This window comes from Bacillus sp. D7-8 (genome assembly GCF_052055895.1).
Classification (GTDB): Bacteria; Bacillota; Bacilli; order Bacillales; family Bacillaceae; genus Bacillus; species Bacillus velezensis.
The window spans coordinates 2362931-2385172 of the sequence record NZ_CP179922.1 but is presented as its reverse complement, the minus strand read 5'-3'; the positions used below and the strand labels follow the sequence as shown (position 1 = coordinate 2385172).

Genomic DNA, 22242 nt, shown 5'->3' with positions numbered 1-22242 from the left:
TGCTTGTTCTTCTTCCTGAGGTTATGACCGGCTGAACCATTTAAACGAATGAAACGGTTTTCTCCGTTCCTTTTCAGGATCTTTATATCCTCCTGAAATTTGATGGCCGATCGAGCTGAATATGACAGCGGCGGCGAAGAGGAGAATGATTTTTTTCATATACATATCTTCTTTCTTATCTTTTACAAGGTTATTTATAAGCATACGCTTGTGCGAAAAAACCGTCAATTTGTTTTTATTTATTCTTTTTTCCACTTTCCTGCGGCGAATATCGTTCCGATCTGAATCACAACACTTAACAGAGCGCACACTGCCACAACTGTGTTGCTGTCCATAGAAGACACCCTCCTTTTTGTTAGGTTGATGTATCATATGACAGCTGTCTCTGTTTTGACAAAACCGTAATGCGGTGTTTCATATTTTTCAACACAAAAAGGGCGCTTTTTTAAGCGCCTTTATTTTTTTTTCAGCCGGTTCAAAGCGATTTGAACGGCGATGGCGTCATCCAGGTAGCCGATCGGAAACATGTAATCCGGAATGACGTCGGTCGCTAAAATATAATACAGCAGCGCGCTCCCGAGAATCGCGCGGTCTTCAGCCGGTGTTGATTCATCCATATACTGATGATGCATGTTTTTCAAATGATCAATAAAAGGGCCGACGCTTTCTTCATTGTCCATTTTCTTTTGAAACTCATCGCAAATCAGGCGATGGCCCTGCTGGGTTTTGGCATATTGTTCATATCTGGTCAGTTCGCGCTCAATTTGCTCCCGGGAAAAAGGCTGATCAAACATCTCGGCCATATTCAGCATATCCTGAATCGCGTGCATCGGGTCTTGCGGCGCAGCTTCTTTTTCATGGCCGATGTCTATGCCTGACGCCTCAAGCAATTCCTCCAGCGGGGTGCGGAGATGTTTTGAAAATTCCTGAAGATGCTTTAAATTGGCCTTCTGCTTGCCGTTTATAATCCGGGAGATGGTGGCCGTATCAATGTTTGTTAAGGCGCCGAGTTTTCTCATGGAGAGCGAGTGCTTATCAAGCAGTGATTTTAAAAGGGGCCCCAGTGTCGTATTTTTATTTTCTGTCAAGGGTGTCACCTCGTTTCCGCCGGAATGATGATCATTAATCAATAATTTTTGCAGAATAGGTACCTTTTCTGTGCTGCTGAATAGGATAGTGTAGATTCAACGGCACAACATGTTGAAAAGACATCAAAGAATGGAGAGAAACGAACATGGCTTGGTTATTGATTTTAGGTTTGGCAGTGTCCTCGAGCATTGATAATTTAGGAGTGGGGATGTCATACGGCATCAGAAAAATCAAAATATCGCATGCGTCAAATATGATGATCGCTTTTATCTGTTTTGTATTCAGTTATATCGGAATTTATTTCGGCAAATGGATTTCAGCCGTTTTACCGGGCTTTCTTCCTGTATTGCTGGCGGCGTTTATTTTATCTGTCATCGGTATCCGCATCATTCTGCTGGCTGTGCCGAGAAAAACAGCGCGTGTTGGCGCGTCAGGAAAAAAAGGCCGTTTTGCCGGTCTGCTGCAAAATCCGGAGGCAGCGGATGCCGACGGTTCGGGAGAAATCGGTATATTGGAATCCATGGTTCTCGGGGTGGCCGTATCCGCAAATGCGCTGACCAACGGATTAAGCGCGGGGTTGATCGGGCTTTCTCCCGCTGCCATTTCCATCACTGCGGCGGTCGGAAGCTTTTTGACCATATGGATCGGCTGCTCGCTTGGAAAAAAAGCCGCGTCATTGCGCATCGGTTCTTTTCACGTCGGACAGTTCAGCACGGTGCTGAGCGGAGTGATTATTCTCATCATTGCCGCCAATACGCTGCTCTTTTAAGTTGTCCCGTTCATTTTATGAAAAGCTCAAAATAAATATGAATGTTTCTATTCGGGAGAGCGCATGACGCGGCTCTCTTTTTTTGCCGATCTGATATTTTTTCAAAATGAACAGAAAGTCGTCCGTTTCCGTTAAATTCTGCATATTCGGCCTTCAGACAGAACCTTTTTCATAGACTGATCAGCTTGTTTTCTTTCTAAGTTCAGGTAAACAGCAGGTCAGATAGCCTTCATTCCAAATATGGAAAAGCGCTGGAGGAATGGAGGCTCCCTTTACAAATCGGTCATTCTGTTCAAAGATAAAGCCGAATGAGAAAACGTGAGGTGATCTGTGTGAAGTCTATCATACTTCTGATCTTCACCGCATGGCTGTTATCAGGCTGCGAGTATACCGCGGAGGCTGATGCGGCGCCGTCATTTACTCAGGAAGGAACATTTATAAAAGCGGCCGGAAACGATACGATCGCGGTCGAAATTGACGGAGAAAGGCAAGAGGTGAAGGTGCCTTTCGCTAAGCGGTTTGAATGTCAGTCTCTGCCTGAACATACGGCGGTGCAAATCACCTATAAAAAAGAGAGCAACGGACAATTACGGCTTGAGGAACTGAAAAAAGAAACAGATATGTGAAAACGGGGAGGAAAAAACGTGGGTTTACTGACAAAAAGCGCTGCTGCCTTCGGTGCCGCTCTTCTTCTGCTTGCGCCGTCTGCTTATGCAGCTGAACCTTTGCAAGGGAAAACCATTTATATCGATGCCGGACATGGCGGAGAAGACAGCGGGGCCAGCGGAAATGGACTGCTTGAGAAAAACATCAATTTAGCGGTGTCAAACAAGGTGATCGCCAAATTGGAGACAGAAGGCGCAAAACCTGTTGCTTCAAGGACTGACGATACTTTTTTACGTTTGGACGAGCGGGTGGCGAAAGCAAGCGCCAGCCAATCCGATTTATTCGTCAGCCTCCATACGAATTCAGCCGTCTCAACGGCATCGGGCACGGAAACGTATTTTAATTCGACATATGAAGGAGCAGACAGCGAAAGGCTTGCTTCCGACATCCAGCAGCAGCTTGTCACGTCTTTAGGGATGAAGGACAGAGGCGTAAAAGAAGCTCCTTTTTATGTCATTACATATTCAAAGATGCCGAGTGTGCTGGCTGAATTAGGTTTTATCACAAATCCTCAAGATGCGGACAAGCTGAAAAGCGATAACGGACAAGAGCACGCCGCGGACGCCGTTGTAAACGGAATCGAAACCTATTACAGCGGACGGTAATTATAAAATATGTGTAAATAGCGCCCTCCTTATGTGCATAACGATTATAATAGAGAAAACCGATGACAAACACCTGAGGTGACACATATGACGAATATTTTTGCCCACCGGGGGGCGTCGGGCGACTGCCCTGAAAATACGATGCCCGCGTTCAAAAAAGCGATTGAGGACGGGGCTGACGGAATCGAACTTGATGTACAGATGACAAAAGACGGCCGGATCGTGGTCATTCACGATGAAACACTCGACCGCACGACGTCTTTGAAAGGATTTGTGAAAGATACGGCGTATGACAAAATCAGAACCGCCGATGCCGCCGGAAAATGGAAAGATGCTTTTAAGGGTGTCAGAATTCCGCTTTTGTCAGATGTGCTGCGTTTTGCGGAACGTGCTGATTTTCTGATAAACATTGAGCTGAAAAACAGTGTATTCCGTTACGAAGGAATGGAAGAAGAAGTGATTAAAAAAGTCAGATATTACGGACTGGAAAAGCGCGTTATTTTTTCTTCATTTAATCATGAGAGTCTTGCAGTTTGCCACGCCCTGGCGCCTGAAATTGAACGGGCGGTGCTGACAATGGATGTGCTGTACCGGCCTGAACGGTATCTTGCCGCCATTCCCGCTTCGGGTTATCATCCGAAGCTCGGTACGCCGGCGGTGAGCGCTGAAGTGATCAAACATCTTGCAAAACACCAAGCGGCGCTCCGTCCGTTCACCGTCAATCGTCCTGAGGATATGAAGCAGATGATGAAAGCGGGAGCAGACGCAATTTTTACCGATTATCCAAAGCTGGCTGTTTCTATAAAAGAAGAATGCCGCAGCTGAGAAGACTGTTCAGACAGTCTTCTTTTTTATGGGCGGGAAAAAGGCGGTGCACTCATAACTCGGTCAGCCGGTTCATATATTGTAACAGGGCGTTTTGTGTAAGCGTTATCTTTTATCTTATTGAAAGTGAGGCAAAATTGTGGGAAAAACGGTTATCGTCAGTGCGGCAAGAACGCCGTTCGGAAAATTTGGCGGCGCATTAAAAGAGGTAAAGGCAGCCGAGCTTGGCGGCATTGCCATAAAAGAAGCAATCAAGCGCGCCGCTATCAGTGAAAGCGAAGCGGAAGGAGCGGTGATGGGAATGGTCGTCCAGGCGGGTGCCGGGCAGATTCCGGCACGGCAGGCTGCAAGATATGCCGGGCTTCCGTGGTCCGTTCCGGCTGAAACCATTAATAAGGTCTGTGCATCAGGGCTCAGGGCCGTTACCATCTGTGATCAAATGATCCGGGCGAAAGATGCGGACGTGCTGATTGCAGGCGGAATGGAAAGCATGAGCAACATTCCGTACGCCATTCCGGCCGGCCGCTGGGGTGTGAGGATGGGGGACGGGGTGTTTCAGGATTTAATGGTTCATGACGGGCTGACCTGTGCGTTCGACCAGGTGCATATGGCTGTCCACGGAAGCACTGCGGCCAAAAAGTACGGCATTTCCCGGGATGAACAGGATCATTACGCTCTTTTGAGTCAGAAACGCGCGGCTGAGGCGGCCGAGGCGGGCAAATTGCGTGAAGAAATTGTCCCCGTCACCTGGACCGGCAAAAAGGGCAAACAGCATACCGTTGAAGCGGATGAGGGGCTGCGCCCTGATACGAGCCTTGAGCAGCTTGCAGCGCTCAAGCCAATTTTTACAGCCGACGGAACGGTTACAGCCGGAAACGCTCCCGGTGTAAATGACGGGGCAGGAGCATTTGTGCTGATGTCAGAGGAAAAAGCCGCGAAGCAGCATGTCAGGCCGCTCGCAGCGATACTTGGCTTTGCGTCAGTCGGACTGGAAGCGTCCGAGCTGGCCAGCGCGCCGGGAGAGGCCATCAGCCGGCTCTTGACAAAAACCGGACTGTCCGTTGACGATATTGATTTGTTTGAAGTAAATGAAGCATTTGCGTCCGTCGTGCTGGTGAGTGAAAAAATAGCCGGGTTCAGCCGGGAAAAAGTGAATGTAAACGGAGGGGCAATCGCGTTCGGCCACCCGATCGGCGCAAGCGGAGCGAGAATCATCATGAGTTTAATATACGAATTAAAGCGTCGCGGAGGGGGTTTAGGCGTAGCGGCTATATGCAGCGGAGCGGCTCAAGGAGATGCCGTCCTGCTTGAGGTGTACTGATCAAAGGAGGGAGCGCCGGATGAAGATGAAAACAATCATGGTCGCAGGTGCGGGTCAGATGGGAGCAGGCATCGCGCAGACGGCTGCAGAAGCCGGGTTTGCCGTCAAGTTATACGATTGGGAGCCGGAAACGGTAACAAAAGGTCTTCACCGCATAAAGACAAACCTGGAGAAAGAGCAGGCAAAAGGACGGAAGTCACGGCAGGAGACAGATGCCGTTTTCAGCCGTATTTCCCCGGCAGAACTCACAGAAGCGGAAGATGCTGATTTTATAATTGAAGCCATTGCAGAAAACAAAAAAGCAAAAGCAGAATTGTTTGACACACTAGATAAAATCTGTCCCCCTCATGCCGTATTGGCAAGCAATACGTCTTCTCTTCCCATTACGGAGCTTGCCGCGGCCACAAAAAGGCCTGAAAAAGTAATCGGCATGCATTTTATGAATCCGGTTCCTGTCATGGAGCTTGTCGAAGTCATCAGAGGACTCGCCACATCGGAAGAAACGGCGGAAACAGTAAAGAAGCTTGCCGTCCGGATGAATAAAACCCCTGTCGAAGTCAATGACTTCCCGGGCTTTATATCTAATCGCATATTAATGCCGATGATTAACGAAGCCGTTTATTGCCTTTATGAAGGAGCAGCTTCAAAGGAAGCGATTGATGAGGTGATGAAGCTCGGCATGCGGCATCCGATGGGTCCTTTAACATTAGCTGACTTCATCGGGCTGGATACGTGCCTTTCCATTATGGAGGTTCTCTATGCGGGGCTCGGAGATCCGAAATACCGCCCATGCCCTCTGCTCAGAAAATATGTCAGCGCCGGCTGGCTCGGCAAAAAAAGCGGGCGCGGTTTTTATGAGTACGGCAGATGACGTAAAGATCATGAGGGGAGACGGCAGCCATGCATTTTACAGAAGAGCACATCATGATGAGAAAAATGGTGCGTGATTTTGCCCGCAAGGAAATCGCGCCGGTGGTTGAGCTCATGGAATCAACAGATGAATTTCCGGAGCGGCTGATTAAAAAAATGGGCGAAGCGGGATTGATGGGTATTCCCGTCCCGGAAACTTACGGCGGGGCGGGTGCTGATACAACATCTTACATTTTAGCGATTCATGAAATATCAAAAGTCAGCGCGGCCGTCGGCGTCATTTTGTCCGTCCACACATCAGTAGGGACAATCCCGATTTTGCATTTCGGGACAGAAGCCCAAAAACAAACGTATATTCCGAAGCTGGCAGCGGGCGAATATATTGGGGCTTTTGCGCTTACTGAGCCTCAATCCGGATCTGATGCGGGAGGCCTGAAAACAACGGCCGTGCGAAAAGGCGGTTCATATATTCTGAACGGTTCAAAAATCTTTATTACAAACGGAGGAGCGGCAGATCTGTATCTGACATTCGCCATAACCGATCCGGGTAAAGGGAGAAAGGGGATTTCAGCGTTTATCGTTGAAAAAAACACACCCGGTTTTTCTGTCGGAAAAAAAGAAAAAAAGCTCGGACTGTTAGGTTCCAATACTGTCGAATTGCAGTTTGACCAAGCAGAAATTCCGATTGAAAACCGGCTCGGCGAAGAGGGCGAGGGCTTTTCAATCGCCATGAAAAACCTTGACGTCGGACGGATCGGCATAGCGGCTCAGGCGCTCGGGATTATCGAAGCGGCGCTCGGCTGCTCGGTGGAGTACGCCAAAACCCGCAGCCAGTTCGGCAGACCCATCGCTTCGAATCAGGCCGTTTCATTTAAATTATCTGACATGGCGACGAATGCGGAAGCTACCAAATTATTGGTCTATCATGCTGCTGATCTGTATCAGCGAGGGCTTCCGTGCGGAAAAGAAGCATCTATGGCGAAGCAATTCGCGTCCGATGCGGCGATGAAAGCGGCGGTGGAGGCTGTGCAGATTCACGGCGGCTACGGCTATATGAAAGAGTATCCCGCGGAGCGTTTATTTCGGGATGCGAAAGTTACGCAAATCTATGAAGGAACCAATGAGATTCAAAGGCTGATTATTTCTAAGTATCTTCTTCAATAAAAAGTGCGCAAAGGAGCGAAACCATGGAATCTTATTCTCCCGGTTTAGATGGCATCATTGCGGTGGAAACGGGGATTTCTTTCCTGGATACACAGCAGGGCAGTATTTTAATCAAAGGCCACGATCTGATTGAGCTTTCTAAAACGGCCGGCTATATGGACATTGTTCATCTCTTATTGGAAGACAGACTTCCTGATGTGAAAGAGAAGGCAGCGCTTGAAGAAGACGTTCGGCGCGGCGGACACCTTCCCGAGGAAATCTTGCACATATGCCGTCTGCTGCCCGAACATACTCACCCGATGGACGGATTGAGGACGGGTTTGTCTGCGCTTGGAGGCTTTGACAAGGACATCGATGACCGTTCATCTTCCGTAAATCAGCACCGCGTACGCGGACTGATAGGCAAAATGCCGAATCTGACGGTCAACAGCTATCGAGTCATCAACGGGCTGGAGCCTTTGGCTCCGGTCGGAACCTTATCATACAGCGCAAACTTTTTATATATGATTACCGGAAAAACGCCGTCATCTTTGGAAGAAGAAATCTTCGACAGGTCGCTTCTTTTATACAGTGAGCATGAATTGCCGAACTCAACGTTTACGGCCCGTGTCATCGCTTCGACGCAATCGGATATTTACGGCGCGCTGACCGGAGCCGTCGCCTCGCTTAAGGGAAATCTTCACGGCGGAGCGAACGAAGCGGTTATGTACATGCTTGAGGAAGCGAAGGATACAGACGGGTTTACACAATTATTAACTCAAAAACTCGCAAACAAAGAAAAAATCATGGGCTTCGGCCACCGTGTCTACATGAAAAAAATGGACCCGAGGGCGCTCATGATGAAAGAAGCGTTGAAACAGCTGTCTGATCTTTCAGGTGATTTCCGTCTTTATCATATGTGTGAAGCCGGCGAAACCGTCATGCGGGAGAAAAAAGGCCTTTATCCGAATTTAGATTACTACGCAGCGCCGGTCTATTACATGCTCGGCATCCCGATACCGCTGTACACGCCTATATTCTTCAGCGCACGGACGGTCGGACTGTGCGCTCACGTCATTGAACAGCACAGCCGAAACCGGCTTTTCCGCCCGCGTGTCCGCTATACCGGAGCGCGCCTGTAATCAGATGAGAAAGGAAGATGAAAACATGACAGAACCCCGCCGAATGGACGCTGTAATCGAAGAGATTTCTGACTACGTGCTCCATCAGGAGATTGACAGTTCAGAAGCTTTTACTACGGCAGGACATGTGCTTCTTGATACGATAGGCTGCGGAATTTTGGCGCTCAGCTATCCCGAATGTACAAAGCTGCTCGGCCCGATTGTCCCGGGAACCGCCGTGCCCAACGGCAGCAGAGTCCCGGGCACGCCTTTTGTTTTAGACCCGGTCACGGCTGCTTTTAATATCGGCTGTATCAACAGGTGGCTCGATTATAATGATACGTGGCTTGCTGCGGAATGGGGTCATCCGTCTGACAATCTCGGAGGCATATTGGCTTGTGCGGATTATATATCCAGAGTGCGGATTTCAGAAGGGAAAGAACCGCTTACCGTGCGCGATGTGCTTTGCGCAATGATCAAAGCGCACGAAATTCAAGGAATTCTCGCTTTGGAAAACAGCTTAAACAGAGTGGGGCTTGACCATGTGCTGTTTGTGAAAGTGGCGACTGCGGCTGTTTGCGCGCAAATGCTGGGCGGCTCAAAAGAGGAAATCAATAACGCCGTATCTCATGCCTGGATTGATAATTCAAGCCTCAGAACGTACCGTCATGCGCCGAACACCGGATCACGCAAATCATGGGCGGCCGGCGACGCGACGAGCAGAGGGGTATATTTGGCCCTTATGGCGCACAAAGGTGAAATGGGGTACCCGACGGCTCTGACCGCATCTGGGTGGGGATTTCAAGACGTATTGTTTAACCGGCGGGAAATAAAGCTTGCCCGCCCGCTTGGGTCTTATGTGATGGAGAATGTTCTGTTTAAAGTATCCTACCCGGCTGAATTCCATGCCCAGACAGCGGCGGAATGCGCGGTCCGGCTTCATCCGGAGGTGAAAGACCGCATCGAAGACATTGACAGGATCACGATTATGACGCATGAGTCGGCAATCCGGATTATCGATAAAAAAGGGCCGCTTCACAATCCGGCTGACCGGGATCACTGCCTCCAGTACATTACGGCAATCGGGCTGCTTTTCGGAGATATCACGGCCGATCATTATGAAGAGGAAACAGCGTCTGACCCGCGAATTGATACATTGCGGAGCAAAATGGAGGTGACGGAACACAAAGCGTACTCAAAAGATTACTTAGACCCGAATAAGCGATCCATATCAAATGCCGTACAGGTGCATTTTACAGACGGCACGGCTACGGGACGGATTGAATGTGAATACCCGCTCGGGCACCGGTTCCGCAGAAAAGAAGCCGTTCCGAAGATTCTTGCCAAGTTTTCAGCAAACATCAGCACTCATTTTTCATTGAAGCAGCAGCGAAAAATCGAAGAGGCCTGCGAACATAGCGGCCGAATGCAGAAGCTCAGCGTCAGTGAATTTATGGACTTATTTCTCGTATAAAATAGGAGGGTGACAAACATGACGTGGATCGTCAGCAAGCAGTCGTCTCAAGAGGAGCTTGCAGAGCGGTTCCGTACGCTGATGACAGCGCCGGATCTACTGCAGATCCCCGGCGCCCATGATGCGATGGCCGCTCTTATCGCCAAGAAAACGGGGTTTTCGGCTCTTTATTTATCAGGCGCGGCTTACACGGCGAGCAGAGGGCTGCCCGATTTAGGGATCATCACGTCGGCGGAAATGGCTGAACGGGTTAAAGATCTGGTCCGCTCGTCTGATCTGCCCGTCCTTGTCGATATTGACACGGGTTTCGGAGGAGTGCTGAATGCCGCCCGGACGGCGAAAGAAATGTATGAAGCGCGCGCGGCCGCCGTCCAGATGGAGGATCAGCGCCTGCCGAAAAAATGCGGACATCTGAATGGGAAGCAGCTCGTGCCGATTGAAGAAATGGCGCAAAAAATCCAAGCGGTCAAGCGGGCCGCGCCGACTCTTCTTGTTGTTGCGAGAACAGACGCCAGACAGCAGGAAGGATTGGAGGGGGCATTAAAAAGGGCGTCCGCTTATATAAAAGCGGGTGCTGACGCTGTTTTTCCGGAAGCGCTCCAATCCGAAAGTGAATTCAGAGCGTTTTCCAAACAAATCAGTGTGCCGATTCTCGCAAACATGACTGAATTCGGAAAAACGCCGTATTACAGTGCTGATGAATTTTCCGATATGGGCTGTCAGATGGTCATTTACCCGGTCACGTCACTCAGAACGGCGGCCAAGGCTTTTGAGCGTATTTTCCGCCTTCTGAAAGAAGAAGGCTCGCAAAAAGAGGGGCTTTCGGATATGCAGACGAGAAAAGAACTATATGAAACGATCGCTTACGATGACTATGAAGAACTGGATCAATCCATTGCCAAAACAATACTGCCGGACGACTGAAAAAGCCCTTTTTTTGCAAGGGCTTTTTTTACAGCTTTTTTTTCCTGAACCGCGGGCTGACTTGATTGCGTTTCCGATCTCTGTACAGAATAAATCCGGCCAGAACATAAAGGCCGAACAAAAAAAACGCCAATCCGGCCGCCCCCTGAAGAAAAAGGGACGGAAACGGGGAAAACGCATGCCCGAATAATGCATCTCTCATCAGCTTAATGCCGAGCGCCGCGACAGCGCCGGGGAGGACCAGAATCAAAAGCGCAACAAGCCGGCTCATATTCAGAAAACCCCTTTACGATATGTTTTCCTTTATTGTCCAATCGAAAAAATATTTTGTCAAGAGATCAAAACGTGGTAACATAGGGGTTGTGCAAATTATTGCAACGGGAAATACAGGTGTGCAAATTTTTTCATATAAAGGGGTATCGGGATGCAGAAGGTGCTGATTATAGGTGCTGGTAAAGGAGGCACGGCGCTCCTACAGATTTTGATGAAAACAAAGCTGATCCGGATTATTGCGGTGGTTGATCAAGATCCGGAGGCGCAAGGGCTGCAAGAAGCCCGGAGATATGGAATTGCAACCTCATCAGATTGGAAACCCTACATAACTGAAGATATAGATATTATCATCCATACAACAGGCGATAAAGCGGTCATGGATGAGCTGCTCCATGAGAAAAAAGAACAAACCATCGTCATGCCGGGAAAATTGGCGTACATGGTGTTTCAGCTGATGGAGGAAAAACAGCAGCTTATCCAAATGCTGAAGTCGCAGACGTATAAGCATGACCGGATTTTTAATTCAACGCACGACGGCATGATTTTTATAGACGTCAACGAAACGATCATTTTATTTAATCAGATGGCAGAAAAAATGGTCGGCCAAAAACGGGAGGATGTCATCGGCCGCCAAATTAAAGATGTAGTGCCGAACACAAAGCTGCCGCGGATTCTGGAAACGAGAGAGCCGGAATATAACCAGAAGCAGCTTCTCGGAAAGCACCTGCAGATTGTCACGACAAGACTGCCGATCATTGATGAAGGCGGAAAACTTCTCGGCGCGTTATGCGTGTTTAAAGATATCACCGACGCAGTTGAACTGGCGGAAGAGGTCACGAACTTAAAACAAATCCGCACCATGCTTGAAGCGATTATACAATCATCAGACGAGGCCATTTCTGTCGTTGATGAAAACGGCATCGGAATGTTAATCAACAAAGCGTATACAAAAATGACCGGGCTGTCAGAAAGCGAAGTCATCGGAAAACCCGCTTCCACCGATATCTCAGAAGGGGAGAGCATGCACCTGAAAGTATTGGGGACAAGGCGGCCCGTGCGGGGTGTGAGAATGAAGGTCGGCCCCAATAAAAAGGATGTTATCGTAAATGTTGCCCCCGTTATTGTGGACGGTATTTTAAAAGGTAGCGTCGGCGTCATCCACGACGTGTCAGAAATTAAAACGCTGACTGCTGAGCTGAATCGGGCGCGCCAGATCATCCGCACGCTTGAAGCGAAATACACGTTTGACGACATTATCGGCACGAGTGAACAAATGCTGGTCGCCCTTGAACAGGCGAAGCTCGGGGCGAAAACGCCGGCGACGATTCTGCTGCGGGGAGAATCCGGCACAGGAAAAGAACTTTTCGCCCACGCCATCCATAATGAAAGCGACCGAAAATACAATAAGTTCATCCGGGTCAATTGTGCCGCCCTGTCTGAATCCCTGCTAGAATCCGAGCTTTTCGGCTATGAGGAAGGCGCGTTTACGGGCGCGAGGCGCGGGGGCAAAAAAGGACTTTTTGAGGAAGCGAATAACGGCAGCATTTTCTTAGATGAAATCGGAGAGCTGACCCAAAGCACCCAGGCAAAGCTGCTCAGAGTTCTGCAGGAAAAAGAAATTATCAGAGTCGGCGGCGCTAAAGCGATTTCTGTCAATGTCAGAATTATCGCAGCGACAAACGTCAACATCGAAAAGGCCATGGCGGAAGGCGCGTTCCGTGAAGACCTGTATTACCGGATTAACCGCTATCCGATCTCAATCCCGCCGCTTCGGCAGCGCAAAGAAGATATTGAAGCGCTGAGCATTCGGCTCATTGAAAAAATCAATCAGGATTACGGCCGCAATGTAAAGGGGCTCACGCCGAACGCGCTGCGAGCTTTATCAGCCTACAGCTGGCCGGGAAACGTCCGGGAGCTTGAAAATGTTCTCGGACGGGCAATGATATTTTTAGAGCCGCACATGGAACGGATCGAACAGCAGCATCTGCCTGTTTTTGAATCAGAGCTAAATGAAAAAAACGGCACCCAAAGTGATTTTCCGGATGTGGAAGGGGAAAAGCTGTCTCAGGCTGTTGAAAAATTTGAAGCGCACGTCATTCAAAAAACGCTTGAAAAGCATAAATTCAACCGAACCAAAACGGCAAAAGCGCTTGGTGTCAGCATTCGGAATCTGTACTACAAAATGGACAAGTACGGCCTTGCAAATGACGGCATGCAATAAATTGCAGAGAAAGCGCAAACAGCTGCATGCTTTCTTGAAAAAAGCCGGAATAAACCCTCCCGCACATTTGGCACGGAACTTGCATTGTTAAAAGCGGATTCGCACAAGGAAGGTGGTACAAAATGAAGCTGAGAGACCTAGTTGAAAAAGCCGCGGCAAAAAACGCAAAAACCATTGCAGTGGCCCACGCAGCAGATAAAGAAGTGATCCAGGCCGTCAAAATGGCGGCAGAACACTTGTCGGCACGATTTTTACTGACGGGTGACAGCGGAAAGCTGAAAGAGCTTCTGGCAAATGAGCCGAAGTTCAATGCTGAAATCATCCACGCCGATTCACCCGAAGAATCTGCGGCAAAAGCAGTGCGCGCAGTGCGTGAACAAGAGGCGGACGTTTTAATGAAAGGGAATCTCCCGAGCTCAACTCTTCTGAAATCGGTTTTAAACCGCCATGAAGGGCTTCGTTCAAAAATGGTGTTATCACATGTAGCCGTTTTTGAGGTGCCGGACTATGACCGGCTGATGTATGTGACTGATTCAGCGCTGAACATTGCCCCGTCTCTTGAAGAGCTCGGGCATATTCTGCAAAATGCGGTTCACGTTGCACATTCAGTAGGGAACCCTATGCCGAAAGCCGCAGTCCTTGCCGCTATTGAAACGGTTAATCCGAAAATGGAGGCGACCCTGAACGCGGCTGCGATCGTCCAGATGTGCAATAGAGGACAGATTACCGGCTGCATTGCGGACGGACCGCTTGCTTTGGATAATGCCGTATCCCAAGCGGCTGCGCTGCAAAAAGGGATTTCCGGAAGCGTAGCGGGCCAGGCGGATATTCTCTTGGTTCCTTCAATCGAGGCCGGAAATATGCTTTATAAGTCAATGATTTATTTTGCGAAAGCAAATGTTGCTGCCGTCATCGCCGGTGCAAAAGCGCCGATCGCATTAACGAGCAGAGCGGATACCGCAGAAAATAAACTGTATTCAATTGCGCTTGCGATTTGCGCATCACAAGAACAGTAGGAGGAACGAACCTATGGAAATTTTTAAATATATGGAGACTTATGATTACGAACAATTGGTATTCTGCCAAGATGAACAATCCGGATTAAAAGCGATCATCGCGATTCATGATACGACGCTCGGCCCCGCACTCGGCGGAACAAGAATGTGGACATATGACAGTGAAGAAGCGGCGATTGAAGATGCACTGAGACTTGCAAAAGGCATGACTTATAAAAATGCGGCTGCCGGTTTAAACTTAGGCGGCGGGAAAACCGTTATTATCGGAGACCCGCGCAAAGATAAAAATGAAGAAATGTTCCGCGCGTTCGGCCGCTACATCCAAGGCTTAAACGGAAGGTATATTACGGCGGAAGACGTCGGCACGACCGTTGAAGATATGGACATCATTCATGATGAAACAGACTATGTAACCGGAATTTCTCCGGCATTCGGTTCATCAGGAAATCCGTCCCCGGTTACGGCGTATGGCGTCTACAAAGGGATGAAAGCCGCAGCGAAAGCAGCGTTTGGCACTGATTCACTGGAAGGTAAAACAATTGCCGTGCAAGGCGTGGGAAATGTGGCTTACAATCTATGCCGCCACCTTCACGAAGAAGGCGCTTCTTTAATCGTAACGGATATCAATAAAGAATCTGTTAAACGTGCCGTTGAGGACTTCGGCGCCCGCGCAGTTGATCCCGGCGACATTTACTCACAGGCGTGCGATATTTATGCCCCATGTGCTCTCGGCGCCGTCATTAACGATGACACGATTAAACAGCTGAAGGCGAAAGTCATTGCGGGAGCGGCCAATAACCAGCTGAAAGAAACACGTCACGGCGATACCATTCATGAAATGGGAATCGTGTACGCTCCGGATTATGTCATCAATGCAGGCGGGGTCATCAATGTGGCCGATGAGCTTTACGGCTACAATGCTGAGCGGGCTTTGAAAAAGGTTGAAGGCATTTATGCAAACATTGAGCGGGTGCTCGATATTTCCGCGCGTGACGGCATTCCGACATACTTAGCGGCTGACCGTCTGGCTGAGGAACGAATTGAGCGCATGCGCCGTTCAAGAAGCCAGTTTCTGCAAAACGGCCAAAGTATATTAAGCAGACGATAGGAATTTGATCTGGAGGTATGAAAATGTTCGAAAAGGAAAAACGCATTCTCATTCTGAATCCAGGCTCAACATCAACGAAAATCGGTGTCTTTCACAATGAACGCTGTATCTTTGAAAAGACGCTGCGGCATCCCGAAGAAGAGCTAAAAACATTTAACAGCATCATCGACCAATACGAATTTCGAAAAATAAGCATTCTTGAGTCTTTGCACGAACAGGGCATCAACATTTCAAAGTTCGATGCCGTTTGTGCCAGGGGCGGCCTGCTCAGACCGATTGAGGGCGGCACATATGAAGTGAATGACGCCATGATCACTGATTTGAAAAACGGCTACAACGGCCAGCATGCTTCTAATCTGGGCGGAATTATTGCCAGGGAAATAGCTGACGGATTAAATATCCCCGCGTATATCGTCGATCCGGTCGTGGTGGATGAGATGACTCCGCTCGCTAAAGTATCAGGAATGCCTGAAATCAAGCGGAAAAGCATTTTCCATGCTTTGAACCAAAAAGCTGTTGCCCGTCAGGCGGCGGCGTCCCTCGGCAAACGGTATGAACAGATGAAGATGATCGTCACTCATATGGGCGGCGGCACCACAGTCGGTGTCCATGATTGCGGACGGGTGACGGATGTTAACAACGGGCTTCACGGAGAAGGACCCTTCAGCCCGGAGCGCGCGGGAACTGTTCCGGCGGGTGATTTGGTAGAAATGTGTTTTTCCGGCAAGTATTCAAAAGCCGATATGATGAAAAAACTTGTCGGCACGGGCGGACTCTCCGGCTACCTGGGGACAACGGACGCGGTGAAGGTGGAAAAACGCATTCAGGCCGGAGATGAAAACGCACGTCTCATTTATGACGCCATGGCTTATCAAGTAGCAAAAGAAATCGGGGCGGCAAGCGCCGTTTTAAAAGGAAAAGTAGACATTATCGTCCTGACGGGCGGATTGGCGTACGGGAAAAGTTTCGTATCCGCCATCAGATCGTACATAGATTGGATTTCGGATGTACTGGTGTACCCGGGAGAAAATGAACTGCAATCTCTCGCGCAAGGTGCGCTTCGGGTTTTAGCCGGTGAGGAGCAGTCAAAGCAATATCAGATCGGCGAAGGAGTGAAAACAAATGGCGACTGAGTATGATGTGGTCATTCTGGGCGGCGGCACGGGCGGTTATGTAGCCGCCATCAGAGCGGCCCAGCTCGGCTTAAAAACGGCCGTTGTAGAAAAAGAAAAGCTTGGCGGAACATGCCTGCATAAAGGATGTATCCCGAGTAAAGCGCTGTTAAGAAGCGCGGAAGTGTACCGAACCGCAAAGGAAGCGGCAGCATTCGGCATTGAAACGGAAGGTGTCTCCCTCCGCTTTGACAGCGTGCAAAAACGAAAGCAGGGAATCGTTGACCGGCTGGCCGGCGGTGTCGCCCACTTGATGAAAAAGGGGAAGATTGATGTATTCAACGGGTACGGACGTATGCTCGGCCCTTCCATCTTCTCACCTCTTCCCGGTACGGTTTCAGTCGAATACGCAAATGGTGAAGAAAACGACATGCTGATACCGAAACAATTGATTATCGCAACCGGTTCAAGGCCGAAAATGCTGCCGGGTTTAGAAGCAGACGGTACATATATTCTGACATCAGATGAAGCGTTAGAGCTTGAACGTCTGCCCCAATCCATGATGATCGTCGGCGGCGGTGTCATCGGAATTGAATGGGCATCCATGCTGAACGATTTCGGCGTCAATATCACTGTGATTGAATATGCAGACCGCATTTTGCCGACGGAAGACCGTGATATTTCAAGCGAGATGGAAAAACTGTTAACGAAAAAAGGAATTAAGATCGTGACGGGTGCGAAAGTGCTTCCGGATACATTGGAAAAAGCGGACGGCGTTTCAATTGCCGCTGAAAAGAATGGAAAAAAAGAAACGTATCACGCGGAACAAATGCTTGTTTCCATCGGCCGCCAGCCGAACATTGAAGGGATCGGGCTTGAAAACACGGATATTGAAGCGGAAAACGGTTCTATCATCGTGAACGAAGCCGGGCAGACGAAGGAATCGCACATTTATGCGATCGGTGATGTTGTCGGCGGGCTGCAGCTTGCGCATGTGGCCTCCCGTGAGGGCATCATTGCCGTTGAGCATATGGCGGGTCTTAATCCGGCTCCGCTTGATGCCGCTCTTGTGCCGAAATGTATTTATTCAAATCCGGAAGCGGCGAGCGTCGGTCTGACAGAAGAGGAAGCTCTTCGAAAAGGGCATGAACTGAAGATCGGGAAGTTTCCGTTCATGGCAATCGGAAAGGCTCTTGTATACGGAGATAGCGATGGCTTTGTCAAAATCGTCGCCGATCGGAATACAGATGATATTCTCGGTGTCCATATGATCGGTCCGCACGTCACCGATATGATCTCTGAAGCGGGGCTTGCCAAGGTGCTCGACGCGACGCCTTGGGAAATCGGCCAGTCCATACATCCGCATCCGTCGCTGTCAGAAGCGATTGGAGAAGCTGCGTTAGCCGCAGACGGAAACGCGATTCATTTTTAAAAGGAAAGAAGGAGGGGTTTGAATGACTACAAACCGCCATCAAGCATTAGGGCTCTCTGACGAAGAAGCCGTTGAAATGTATAGAACCATGCTGTTAGCCAGAAAAATCGACGAAAGAATGTGGCTCTTAAACCGCTCGGGCAAAATTCCGTTCGTTGTTTCATGTCAAGGACAGGAAGCGGCGCAAGTAGGCGCGGCCTATGCCTTAAACCGTGATACCGACTATGTGCTTCCGTACTACAGAGATATAGGGGTTGTGCTTGCATTCGGTATGACTGCAAAGGATTTGATGATGTCGGGTTTTGCGAAAGCAGCTGACCCGAACTCAGGCGGAAGGCAGATGCCGGGCCACTTCGGGCAAAAGAAAAACAGAATCGTAACGGGCTCATCCCCTGTTACGACGCAGGTGCCTCATGCAGTCGGAATCGCGCTTGCGGGACGCATGGATAAAAAGGATATCGTCTCTTTCGTTACCTTTGGAGAAGGATCTTCCAACCAGGGGGATTTTCACGAAGGGGCAAACTTTGCCGCCGTGTATAAACTGCCGGTCATTTTCATGTGTGAAAACAATAAGTATGCTATTTCTGTCCCGTATGACAGACAGGTGGCGTGCGAGAAAATATCCGACCGGGCGGCAGGCTACGGCATGCCGGGAGTCACTGTTGACGGAAACGACCTGCTGGAAGTTTACCGGGCCGTAAAAGAAGCGCGCGAACGGGCGTCTAAAGGCGAAGGCCCTACATTAATAGAAACGGTTTCCTACCGTTTGACACCGCATTCCAGTGATGACGACGACAGCAGCTACAGAGAACGCGAAGAAGTAGAAGAAGCAAAGAAACAAGATCCGCTTCTTTTATACAAAGCATACTTGAAAGAAGCCGGGCTTCTAGGTGAAGAAGAAGAAAAGACCATGCTGGATGACATCATGGCTATCGTAAACGAAGCGACAGACGAAGCGGAGAAAGCGCCATACGCATCTCCTGAATCAACGCTTGATCACGTTTATGCGAAGTAGGGAGGAATACTTATGTCTGTAATGTCTTATATTGACAGTATTAATGCAGCAATGAAAGAAGAAATGGAAAGAGATCCGCGCGTTTTTGTTCTCGGGGAAGACGTCGGGAGAAAAGGCGGCGTGTTTAAAGCCACGGCGGGTCTCTATGAACAGTTCGGAGAAGAGCGGGTGATGGATACGCCGCTTGCTGAATCAGCGATTGCCGGTGTAGGGATCGGCGCCGCGATGTACGGCATGCGCCCGATTGCCGAGATGCAGTTTGCCGATTTCATTCTGCCTGCGGTCAACCAAATCATTTCAGAAGCGGCAAAAATACGCTACCGTTCAAACAATGATTGGAGCTGTCCGATGGTCATCAGAGCGCCTTACGGCGGCGGCGTGCACGGCGCGTTGTATCATTCCCAATCTGTGGAGGCCATTTTTGCCAACCAGCCGGGCCTTAAAATTGTCATGCCTTCAACTCCTTATGACGCAAAAGGGCTGTTGAAAGCTGCAGTCCGTGACGAAGATCCGGTGCTGTTTTTCGAACATAAGAGAGCGTACCGTCTGATTAAAGGCGAAGTCCCTGCGGATGATTACGTCCTTCCGATCGGAAAGGCGGATGTAAAACGCGAAGGCAGCGACATTACTGTTATTACGTACGGATTATGCGTCCATTTTGCTCTGCAGGCTGCCGAGCGCCTTGAAAAAGACGGAATTTCCGCACACGTATTAGATTTGCGTACGGTTTATCCGTTAGATAAAGAAGCCATCATTGAAGCCGCGTCTAAAACAGGAAAAGTATTGCTGATCACAGAAGATACGAAAGAAGGCGGTATTATGAGCGAGGTCGCCGCTATTATTTCTGAAAACTGCTTATTTGATTTAGACGCGCCGATCAAGCGGCTTGCAGGTCCTGACGTTCCGGCAATGCCTTATGCGCCGACAATGGAAAAATACTTCATGATGAATCCTGACAAAGCAGAAGCCGCGATGAGAGAATTAGCGGAGTTTTAAAGACGTAAGGAGGTTTTTGACATGGCGATTGAACAAATGGCTATGCCTCAGCTCGGAGAGAGCGTGACGGAAGGGACGATCAGCAAGTGGCTGGTATCCCCCGGTGATCAAGTGAATAAATATGACCCCATCGCGGAGGTCATGACAGATAAAGTGAACGCGGAGGTGCCGTCTTCTTTTACCGGTACGATTAGAGAACTTGTAGGAGAAGAAGGCCAGACTCTTGCAGTCGGCGAGATCATCTGCAAAATTGAAACAGAAGAAACGGAAACCGAAGAGGCGCCGAAGCGGGAAGAAGAGCAGAATAGCCCTTCAGACACTGATGCAAACCGTCAAGGTAAAGATCAGTCAAATAAAGCGCGTTATTCGCCGGCCGTGCTCAGATTAGCGGGAGAACACGGCATTCAGCTTGAAGAAGTTGAAGGAACGGGTGCAGGCGGAAGAATTACGCGAAAAGACATTCAAAAGATCATTGATTCGGGAATGAAGCAGAAGTCGGAAGCACCGGCGCCGGCTGCCGTTCAAACAACGCAACAAGCGCCGAAACAACAGCAAGAACAAGCACCGGCACCAGCTCTGTCAGCCGGTGATATTGAAATTCCGGTTACAGGCGTCAGAAAAGCCATCGCCGCCAATATGCATAAAAGCAAAACAGAAATTCCGCATGCCTGGACGATGATGGAAGTGGACGTCACGAATATGACGGCGTACAGAAACAGCATTAAAGACTCATTTAAACAAAAAGAAGGCTTCAATTTAACGTTTTTCGCTTTCTTTGTAAAAGCGGCGGCGCAGGCTCTCAAAGAGTTCCCGCAGATGAACAGCATGTGGGCGGGAGACAAAATCGTCCAAAAGAAAGACATCAACATCTCCATTGCCGTTGCCACGGAAGATTCGCTGTTTGTTCCGGTTATTAAGCATGCTGATGAAAAAACGATTAAAGGCATAGCCAGAGAAATAACGGACCTTGCGAAAAAAGTGAGAAACGGAAAACTTACCGCGGAAGATATGCAGGGCGGCACATTTACCGTCAATAACACGGGATCTTTCGGCTCAGTTCAATCTATGGGCATTATCAACCATCCGCAGGCGGCGATTCTTCAGGTGGAGTCTATCGTCAAACGTCCGGTTGTCATGAATAACGGGATGATCGCCGTTCGTGATATGGTTAATCTTTGCCTGTCTTTAGATCACAGAGTGCTCGACGGGCTCGTGTGCGGCCGATTCCTCGGACGCGTCAAAGAGATCTTAGAAAACATTGATGAACATACTTCCGTCTATTAAAAAAAACTCCTTTTGCCCGGGCGGCAAAAGGAGTTTTTTTATTTTCATTGTGAATCCTCGGGAACAATCATAGTGAGATGATGTTTTTTCACTTCGATCGTACAAGGTGTTGTTCCGTATACCTCGCCATCTGTATCCGCGTCCATCTCACGTCCGGTTTCGATTTCAATCCTGGAGGCCTGAATATAGGACAGCTCCCCTTTGAAATCATCAAACGAACCCTGCTCCATCGTCATCAGCTCCCGCAACGCGGCAAGGCTTGTGTTGCGGCAGATTAACACATCGGCTAAGCCGTCCTGGAGGCTGGCATCAGGCAGGGGAACTCTGTTTGTCCCGATATAATGCCCGTTCATGACAAGCACCATTACGGCTTCGTCTTCTTTCACCTCGCCGTCAATCGTCAATTTGACAGGAAACGGGTTCGCGCTTGTCATCGTCCGCAAGGCGCTCGTGAAGTAGCTGATTTTACCAAGCCATGCTTTTTCAGTTTCATTAATATGGCTTGATGCTTCGGTGATCAGTCCGATGCCCCAGAAGTTCAGAAAATAGCCGTCATCCGTTTTACAGACGTCAATCATCCGTTTATGTCCGGCCGCGAGCGCTTCAGCGGCCTTTTGAAGGTTTTGCGGGATGCCGAGCGCCCGTGAGAAATCGTTGCACGTTCCTCCCGGCAAAATGCCGACAGCGGGTCTGTGATCAAGCTTGCTGATGCTGTTGATGCATTGATGCACAGTGCCGTCTCCGCCTAAAATATATAAATGGTCAACTGAACTGTCGAGATTTTCACAATACTGACGGGCATCATCCTGATGTTTGGTCGGTTTAATCAAAAGTTCGTCAGCTGACTGGGCCAAAATGGGGACGACCGTGCCGAGCGTTTTATCAATCTGTTTTTGACCGGCGTTTCCGTTATAAATTAATACTGCTTTCCGTTGGCTCATACGACTGCTCCTTTATTTCAGACAATCTCCTTAACAA

The 22242-nt window shown here is 49.2% G+C and carries 22 protein-coding genes; 18 read left to right on the top strand and 4 right to left on the bottom strand.

Annotated elements, in window-relative coordinates:
- Window positions 1-21: 21 nt before the first annotated feature.
- Together ACKTRM_RS11475 and ACKTRM_RS11470 are read right to left on the bottom strand one after the other, a co-directional pair.
- Window positions 22-159 carry a hypothetical protein gene (locus ACKTRM_RS11475; protein ID WP_014470646.1) on the bottom strand — a complete coding sequence of 46 codons (138 nt, stop codon included), beginning with the start codon at window positions 157-159 and terminating at the stop codon, window positions 22-24.
- A gap of 296 nt (window positions 160-455) precedes the next feature.
- Window positions 456-1088 carry a helix-turn-helix domain-containing protein gene (locus ACKTRM_RS11470; protein ID WP_007408365.1) on the bottom strand — a complete coding sequence of 211 codons (633 nt, stop codon included), beginning with the start codon at window positions 1086-1088 and terminating at the stop codon, window positions 456-458.
- 146 nt (window positions 1089-1234) lie between these two features.
- On the opposite strand from ACKTRM_RS11470, the gene ytaF reads away from it, so the two are divergent.
- The 10 genes from ytaF to prpB all read left to right on the top strand — a co-directional run bounded on the left by ytaF (window position 1235) and on the right by prpB (window position 10807).
- On the top strand, window positions 1235-1858 hold the full coding sequence (gene ytaF / locus ACKTRM_RS11465) for a sporulation membrane protein YtaF (RefSeq protein ID WP_007408366.1): 624 nt from the start codon (window positions 1235-1237) through the stop codon (window positions 1856-1858).
- Between the two features lie 308 nt (window positions 1859-2166).
- Complete coding sequence (locus tag ACKTRM_RS11460) at window positions 2167-2484, top strand: hypothetical protein (protein WP_041482203.1); 318 nt, start codon at window positions 2167-2169, stop codon at window positions 2482-2484.
- A gap of 18 nt (window positions 2485-2502) precedes the next feature.
- Window positions 2503-3129, top strand: a complete 627-nt coding sequence (locus ACKTRM_RS11455) for an N-acetylmuramoyl-L-alanine amidase family protein (RefSeq protein ID WP_012117956.1) — start codon at window positions 2503-2505, stop codon at window positions 3127-3129.
- 87 nt (window positions 3130-3216) lie between these two features.
- Window positions 3217-3954: a glycerophosphodiester phosphodiesterase gene (locus ACKTRM_RS11450; protein WP_012117955.1), complete on the top strand. Its 738-nt coding sequence runs from the start codon at window positions 3217-3219 to the stop codon at window positions 3952-3954.
- A gap of 139 nt (window positions 3955-4093) precedes the next feature.
- Window positions 4094-5275 (top strand): acetyl-CoA C-acetyltransferase, encoded by a 1182-nt coding sequence (locus ACKTRM_RS11445; RefSeq protein ID WP_012117954.1) that lies wholly within the window; start codon window positions 4094-4096, stop codon window positions 5273-5275.
- A 19-nt stretch (window positions 5276-5294) separates the two neighbouring features.
- On the top strand, window positions 5295-6146 hold the full coding sequence (locus ACKTRM_RS11440; protein WP_012117953.1) for a 3-hydroxybutyryl-CoA dehydrogenase: 852 nt from the start codon (window positions 5295-5297) through the stop codon (window positions 6144-6146).
- 29 nt (window positions 6147-6175) lie between these two features.
- Window positions 6176-7309 carry an acyl-CoA dehydrogenase gene (locus ACKTRM_RS11435; RefSeq protein WP_012117952.1) on the top strand — a complete coding sequence of 378 codons (1134 nt, stop codon included), beginning with the start codon at window positions 6176-6178 and terminating at the stop codon, window positions 7307-7309.
- 23 nt (window positions 7310-7332) lie between these two features.
- A complete protein-coding gene (gene mmgD / locus ACKTRM_RS11430; protein WP_012117951.1) occupies window positions 7333-8430 on the top strand; it encodes a citrate synthase in 1098 nt (365 codons plus the stop codon).
- A gap of 25 nt (window positions 8431-8455) precedes the next feature.
- On the top strand, window positions 8456-9883 hold the full coding sequence (locus tag ACKTRM_RS11425) for a bifunctional 2-methylcitrate dehydratase/aconitate hydratase (protein WP_012117950.1): 1428 nt from the start codon (window positions 8456-8458) through the stop codon (window positions 9881-9883).
- Between the two features lie 18 nt (window positions 9884-9901).
- A complete protein-coding gene (prpB, locus tag ACKTRM_RS11420; protein WP_012117949.1) occupies window positions 9902-10807 on the top strand; it encodes a methylisocitrate lyase in 906 nt (301 codons plus the stop codon).
- 28 nt (window positions 10808-10835) lie between these two features.
- Here the strand turns inward: prpB and ACKTRM_RS11415 are convergent, their stop codons facing one another.
- Window positions 10836-11078 carry a DUF2627 domain-containing protein gene (locus ACKTRM_RS11415; protein ID WP_007408378.1) on the bottom strand — a complete coding sequence of 81 codons (243 nt, stop codon included), beginning with the start codon at window positions 11076-11078 and terminating at the stop codon, window positions 10836-10838.
- 153 nt (window positions 11079-11231) lie between these two features.
- Here ACKTRM_RS11415 and ACKTRM_RS11410 point away from each other — a divergent pair, with 153 nt between their 5' ends.
- The 8 genes from ACKTRM_RS11410 to ACKTRM_RS11375 all read left to right on the top strand — a co-directional run bounded on the left by ACKTRM_RS11410 (window position 11232) and on the right by ACKTRM_RS11375 (window position 21264).
- Window positions 11232-13301 carry a sigma-54 interaction domain-containing protein gene (locus ACKTRM_RS11410; RefSeq protein WP_007408379.1) on the top strand — a complete coding sequence of 690 codons (2070 nt, stop codon included), beginning with the start codon at window positions 11232-11234 and terminating at the stop codon, window positions 13299-13301.
- A gap of 122 nt (window positions 13302-13423) precedes the next feature.
- Complete coding sequence (gene yqiS / locus ACKTRM_RS11405) at window positions 13424-14317, top strand: phosphate butyryltransferase (RefSeq protein ID WP_012117948.1); 894 nt, start codon at window positions 13424-13426, stop codon at window positions 14315-14317.
- 13 nt (window positions 14318-14330) lie between these two features.
- Window positions 14331-15425, top strand: a complete 1095-nt coding sequence (gene bcd, locus ACKTRM_RS11400) for a branched-chain amino acid dehydrogenase (RefSeq protein WP_003153209.1) — start codon at window positions 14331-14333, stop codon at window positions 15423-15425.
- A gap of 17 nt (window positions 15426-15442) precedes the next feature.
- Window positions 15443-16558, top strand: coding sequence for a butyrate kinase (gene buk, locus ACKTRM_RS11395; protein WP_014721483.1), 1116 nt, complete (start codon window positions 15443-15445; stop codon window positions 16556-16558).
- Window positions 16548-17969 (top strand): dihydrolipoyl dehydrogenase, encoded by a 1422-nt coding sequence (gene lpdA, locus ACKTRM_RS11390; RefSeq protein WP_012117946.1) that lies wholly within the window; start codon window positions 16548-16550, stop codon window positions 17967-17969. The genes buk and lpdA overlap by 11 nt, the downstream gene beginning before the upstream one ends.
- Before the next feature lie 22 nt (window positions 17970-17991).
- Window positions 17992-18984: a thiamine pyrophosphate-dependent dehydrogenase E1 component subunit alpha gene (locus ACKTRM_RS11385; protein ID WP_012117945.1), complete on the top strand. Its 993-nt coding sequence runs from the start codon at window positions 17992-17994 to the stop codon at window positions 18982-18984.
- A gap of 12 nt (window positions 18985-18996) precedes the next feature.
- The gene (bfmBAB, locus tag ACKTRM_RS11380) at window positions 18997-19980 is read left to right on the top strand and encodes a 3-methyl-2-oxobutanoate dehydrogenase subunit beta (protein ID WP_003153216.1); all 984 of its coding nucleotides are present in this window, start codon (window positions 18997-18999) and stop codon (window positions 19978-19980) included.
- 21 nt (window positions 19981-20001) lie between these two features.
- Window positions 20002-21264, top strand: a complete 1263-nt coding sequence (locus ACKTRM_RS11375) for a dihydrolipoamide acetyltransferase family protein (RefSeq protein WP_012117944.1) — start codon at window positions 20002-20004, stop codon at window positions 21262-21264.
- A 44-nt stretch (window positions 21265-21308) separates the two neighbouring features.
- Here the strand turns inward: ACKTRM_RS11375 and ACKTRM_RS11370 are convergent, their stop codons facing one another.
- On the bottom strand, window positions 21309-22205 hold the full coding sequence (locus ACKTRM_RS11370) for a YegS/Rv2252/BmrU family lipid kinase (RefSeq protein ID WP_012117943.1): 897 nt from the start codon (window positions 22203-22205) through the stop codon (window positions 21309-21311).
- Window positions 22206-22242: the final 37 nt, after the last annotated feature.